The organism is Endozoicomonas ascidiicola, from assembly GCF_001646945.1.
In the GTDB taxonomy this organism is placed as follows: domain Bacteria; phylum Pseudomonadota; class Gammaproteobacteria; order Pseudomonadales; family Endozoicomonadaceae; genus Endozoicomonas; species Endozoicomonas ascidiicola.
This window is the reverse complement of sequence record NZ_LUTV01000022.1, coordinates 1-5786: the sequence shown is the minus strand read 5'-3', so window position 1 is coordinate 5786 and position 5786 is coordinate 1. Positions and strand designations below refer to the sequence as shown.

Here is a 5786-nt window from a genome sequence, read left to right as displayed (position 1 = left end):
TGGCTTACAGTATCTGACGACGAAGTAACCATACATGGCGACTATGAATATGTCATGGGCTTTGGTGATCACTATCTGGCATCTCCATCGGTTACTATGCGTAGCGGTCGTCCTGAAATGGATATCGTTATGTCAGTAACTAATCTCGCCAGCGTTGATATGCCGCTGCAATACATGTGTCATACCAACTACGCTTACGTCCCTGGGGCTGAGTTTAAACAGAATATTGCAGAAGAAGCTATTAAGTTGAGGGAAACGATACCTGCACATGTGAAGCCTACAGAGCAGTGGCTTGCTTACAATGAACAATTGAAAACGAATCCGACCGCATTGAATACTCTGAATCAACCAGAAATGTACGATCCGGAAATTGTTTTCTTCATGGATGAGTTGCCAAAATACGCAGATGAAGCGCAGTTTGAAATGGTAGCACCTGATGGCACTACTTTTTTCTCTCGTTTTAATACCCACGAACTTCCTTATGCAACCCGCTGGATTTTGCACAATGGTGATCAAAAAGTAGCTGCTTTTGTTTTACCTGCCACTTGTCGTCCGGAAGGTCATATTGCCGCTAAGAATTCGGGTACGTTGATCAGTCTTGCTTCTGGTGCAACAAAATCATTCCGTATTACCACTGGGCTTTTGTAATTAAAGCCGATTTGATAAAACACTTAACTAGTAATCTGTAGACAATAAATGAACGAAATTAAGCATTACAGCCAGAAGGCATTGAGCCTGATTGATCTGACTTCTCTGAATGAAGATGATACTGATGAGGTGATCATTGCTCTTTGTCGAAAAGCAAAGACAGAAGTAGGGGCGACAGCTGCAGTTTGTGTCTATCCTCGTTTTGTAAAACTGGCTCGTCGAACACTCAATGAGCTGAATTTGTCTTCAGTTAAAGTAGCAACGGTGACCAATTTTCCTCATGGTAACCCGAATATAACGGTAGCGGTTGAGGAAACCCGTTCAGCGGTAGAGGCTGGTGCTGATGAAGTCGACGTAGTATTCCCGTATCGCTCATTGATGGAAGGGGATAAAGAGATAGGATATGAGTTAGTAAAGGCCTGCAAGTCAGTTTGTGGTGAGAAAGTCATACTCAAAGTGATTATTGAGTCAGGCGTTCTTGATGATCCTTCACTCATTAAAGCGGCCAGTGAGATTTCAATCCGAGCTGGTGCCGACTTTATAAAAACTTCGACGGGCAAAGTCAGTGTCAATGCCACCATTGAAGCTGCTGAGGTTATGTTAGCGGTTATTAAAGAAAGCCAACTGAACCATGTTGGCTTCAAAGCGGCGGGTGGCATCCGGACTGCTGAAGAGGCTATGACACATCTACAATTGGCAGAGAATATGATGGGTGCAGAGTGGATAGGCTCAGACCACTATCGCTTTGGTGCCAGTGGGTTGTTGGATAGCCTTGTGGCAACTATCACTGATTCAGATGCTAAATCTGATACAACCACCTATTAAACAAAATCAGTTCTGGCAGCTCATGATGAATTAGTTGATGACTGCCAGACTTAGAAAACAGCTATAACTTCAAACTCTCACCATTCAATACTTCTGTGACCCATAATGGCAGGGGTATTGTCAGGCATTCTACAAGAGTTGGTTACCAGCTGAATCAGTTCTTCGCATTGTTAGTCCAATGGCAATCAATAGTGCTGAGAGCTTATCAGGCTGGTAATTCCTGCTGGCAATATCAAGCGTTCAGAGTCTTTTACTCTGGCATCAATAACAAAGGGCGCAACCCATAGCCGAAGATTTTCACTGAACTCAAATGCTGATTCTATCGGTACCTGCAACTCTGCAGATTGGGGGTAGATCAAAATCATGTTGTGCCGGATCGCGAAAATCCGATTCGTCAAAGCTCTCCTGAGTGATGATTCCCTTGGCCACAATGCCACGAGGCTCTTGACCGACACGAATCAGATATACCGTGTCATCTATTTTCGGTTGTTGGCTATTACACGACCAGGTGATTTCATCGCCAATATTACAGGACTCATCTTCCCCAAAAATGAACAGGGTCGGATTCCATGTCAAAAGATATGCGCTCATTATCGTTGATGTAGCTCAGGCAAATAGGTAAAAATTTGAGGGTCAAAATTTGAGGGTCAGGTCTTTCTTCTTGCTTAAGAATCAAGACCCTCCGATTTTTTCGGCTTTTTCCCCAGCTTTCAATTTTAAATCACAGCTTCCATCAAATATCGACATCCACTGCAACTTCTGTTTTTTTAGCACTCGCCACAGCAGCATCATTAACCGTATGGATACAGCTTTTCGGGTCGTTTCTACGATGGTTTTTGCATCCCCAAAAATTGCCATACTTCCCTTTACGGTGAATCATTTCTGCTCCGCAAACACTGCACAATGGCCGTGTATGTGAGCAATCATCGTTAAGACATGCCTGAAAACCAGCAAACCGGTTCCGCGTCATAGGGCTGCCACACAGGTCACAACCCGTTTCCTGATGGTTGCACAGCGGGAAATGAGAACACGCAAAAGATGATTTGAATTTACCCTTTTTGGGTTTCAGAACTCCCGTAGTGCAACGCGCACAATTGATCTCTTCAAATAGCTTCTGCACAAAGGAAGTTTTAAATTCATTTCGTTCAATATCATAGTTATCTGCAATGAGTTCAGTAACAAATGGACTGACGTCGGTCATATCTGCCAATATATACACACGATGCTTGGCTCGTGTCAGTGCCACGTAGAATAAACGACGTTCTTCAGCAAATTCGAATGATTCAGCCTTGGGCAGTAAAGCTTCAAGAAGGGGGGGTGTTACTTTTTTTGAAGGAAATCCATGAATTCCTGTTGTCATTCCCATAATCACTACGTAATCCGCTTCCTTACCTTTGGATGCATGGAAAGTCTGACATTCAATCGTGATATCTGGGTATTTTTTATTTAATAGATTAACTTCAAGCTGGTCTGGTAACTGTTTCCAAAACCGAGCTAGAAGATATACTTTAGAAGGTTTTTTCACTCGTGAAACAATGGCATTTAATGACTGTTCCAGTGCACTGTTGGTGTCTTCATTCTCTGTAGCTCCATTGCTGCTTCGCATCAGTAAAGATATGGCAGGTTCATCTACTTGTGTAAATGAACGAATATCTTTTTCCAGTTGAACCGGATTTTGCATGACAAAGCGGGTTGCTACCTCACCAATGCGATTGTTAAATCGGAAGGTCAAGTCCAGATTTGTTTTTGCTGTTGGGCCAAAGTAATCCCTAAAATGAGTAGTTAAACTTACGTCAGCACCACTGAATCGATAAATCGCCTGCCAGTCATCGCCCACACAAAATACGGATGAGTTTTTATTTGAATCCCGTAATGCCAGCACCAGCCTGGCTCTTGGTTCAGAAATATCCTGAAATTCATCGACCATAATATAACGCCATGGTGAGATAAATCGCCCCTGCTTAAGGTAGGTCAGTGCTTTTGCAATCATATCCTCAAAATCGATTTCGCCACGAGCCTTCAGGTGCTGCTTATAGGCATCCAATATGGGTTCAAGTAGTTCAAGAGCCTTGGCCGTTTGTTTCGGGTTGGCCGAGTTAGAGATAATTTGCTGTGGTCCTTTGTTACCATCGCCCACATCGAAACAAGCAGATTTGTACAGGCTTAATAACTGACTAAATAATTTAGCCAGATTGGATATGTGCCCTATTTCTTTTAAAGTGTTGAGTAATTCCTCATCAGGCAGTGGCGAATACTTAATATCAAATATTTTCAGCGATTGTTCAAGCTCTGTGGCCAAGCGACCCTTTTTATGCTGATAGTAAAATAACTCTACGCAATCAGTTTCATACTTCTTGTGAGTATTTCGCTTCCATACCATCGACTTGCTATAGGCGTTCCTGTCAATATGTGGCGCCGTATTTCCTGCTTCGTCAGTGCCATAATATTCAATATAGATTTTATGTTCAGGCAAGTAAAAATCGGGTTCGTATTGACGATGATCAATGCTATTGACCGTGTGCTCATATCTGGTTTCATACTGGTATTCAATCCCATTGCGGAATAGCCAGTTAGCAATAGTGAGTTCACCAAAGCTCTTTACACGCTCCCCCTTAAGTGTTCGAATATTATTGTCATTCAGGTATTCGAAGTAATCTCCCTCCGTTTCAAAATCAAACGGATTTTTTTCAACGTAATAATGCTGACCAAAAAAAGTTAATATCTGGCTTCGATAGTTTTCGTTAAGCATTAAGGCTTCAAGAGTATTACTTACCCATTTGTCCTTGGCTAAATCGTCATTAACCCATGGTGATAAACTGGGTTTTGCTCCTTCAACGTCAGCAATGATTTTCAAGCCAAGGCCATGGAAAGTGCTTGCTTTAATCTCATCAGTGCCCAGTTTAAGCTTAATGCGCTCATCCATTTCCTGAGCGGCAATTTTCCCGTAAGCCAGTAGTAATATATCAGCTGAAACTGCTTGCTTACTTTTAACAAGGTAACCAGCCCGTCCAACCATTACGCTGGTTTTACCAGTGCCGGCGCCTGCCAGCAAAAGGTTGTTGTCATCATCTATTACACAAGCCCGACGTTGCTTATCGGTTAGTGGATTAGACTCTACATGTTCAAAGAAATTACGATATCGGGTCAATTCCGACTGGATATAGCCCTCACGGATGTGGCTTACATAAGGCTGATCCATATTGTACATATTGTGTAGTTTATCCAATGAAGCCCGGATGCTTTGCTCCAGATTCTCTCTTTCACTCCAGGGAAACCAGCAGTTATACATACTGCGAACTCTTGCAGGAATCAGTTCAAGATATGATTGACGTAAATATACCCGTTTCATTCCAGCTTCAACTTTTTCTACAAGATTATTTAACGGCTGAAAATGATGTGTGGCCCACAGTAGGTTAAGTTCATTTTTTACTTTGTAAAGGTTATATAGTTGGTTCAGTGAAGCTTGAGCTTCAGGATTTATGTTTACTTTCGCACACAAGGGAAACCAACGACGATATTCTTCACTTATACTGCCAATCATAAGTTGGCGGAGTACTATGGGGGAGTCTGCTTTTCTTGCAGCAGATTCAACTGTCATTTTTAGTTTATGTAAGCGATCCTGGTGATGTGTTGCCCACAATTGTGGTAGCGCATCGTTAACACAGTGAAGGCTGTACAGTCGATCTATTAGACCCATTACTTCTGTGCTTAGTTTTGTGTCTTTACACCATGGAAACCAACGATGATATTCATCACTTATTCTGGAAGCCATAACATGCTGGAATGATATCGGGGAGTCTGCTTGTATCGCAGCAGACTCAACTGCCTCTTCCAGCTCACTTAATCTGTTCCGATGATTCTCAGCCCAAAAAAAATTAAGTTCATTTTCAAAGTATGACTTAGCTGAATAACGAAGGAAGGGAATTCTATAGCTTCTTTTATTAGCGGTGAAACATAGTACAGAACCAGACAAGCGACTGGTAAATACCGGAGGTTTATCTAGCTGCCCCCAAGAATACCTGATTTCACCACCCTCCGTTTTAATACTGTCAGGGTTGATGATAATACCTGCAGGGCTTAGTTCTATCGCAATTTTTTTCTGCTTTAAAACATATCCAAGCCAATTGTAGCTAATTGGTTTCATTGATGATTTAACTGACAATATGGAGCCTGCTATCTATATGAGAGTATGGTTTCGAACTTGTTGATGGGTTTATGCATCGGAACTTTTAAGACTAATTTTGCAGTTCAGTTATTTTGAACTACAAAAACTGGAAACTGGGGATATATGTTTTTCACGGAATGATGAAATC

4 protein-coding genes are annotated in these 5786 nt (G+C 42.0%); 2 read left to right on the top strand and 2 right to left on the bottom strand.

The genetic code is table 11. The annotated features are described in order from the left end of the window. Together AKL11_RS24200 and deoC are read left to right on the top strand one after the other, a co-directional pair. A partial coding sequence (locus AKL11_RS24200; RefSeq protein ID WP_157673758.1) for a DUF4432 family protein occupies positions 1 to 648 on the top strand: 648 nt, incomplete at its 5' end. A 48-nt stretch (positions 649 to 696) separates the two neighbouring features. Beyond that, complete coding sequence (gene deoC / locus AKL11_RS24195; RefSeq protein WP_067522919.1) at positions 697 to 1473, top strand: deoxyribose-phosphate aldolase; 777 nt, start codon at positions 697 to 699, stop codon at positions 1471 to 1473. 306 nt (positions 1474 to 1779) lie between these two features. Here the strand turns inward: deoC and AKL11_RS24190 are convergent, their stop codons facing one another. Both AKL11_RS24190 and AKL11_RS24185 read right to left on the bottom strand, forming a co-directional pair. Then, on the bottom strand, positions 1780 to 2049 hold the full coding sequence (locus AKL11_RS24190) for a hypothetical protein (protein WP_157673756.1): 270 nt from the start codon (positions 2047 to 2049) through the stop codon (positions 1780 to 1782). Between the two features lie 157 nt (positions 2050 to 2206). After that, on the bottom strand, positions 2207 to 5635 hold the full coding sequence (locus AKL11_RS24185; protein ID WP_216636850.1) for a UvrD-helicase domain-containing protein: 3429 nt from the start codon (positions 5633 to 5635) through the stop codon (positions 2207 to 2209). Positions 5636 to 5786: the final 151 nt, after the last annotated feature.

Bases quoted from the DNA above. Each gene is read 5' to 3' on its own strand.
- deoC (WP_067522919.1), top strand. From the start codon at position 697: ATGAACGAAATTAAGCATTACAGCCAGAAGGCATTGAGCCTGATTGAT.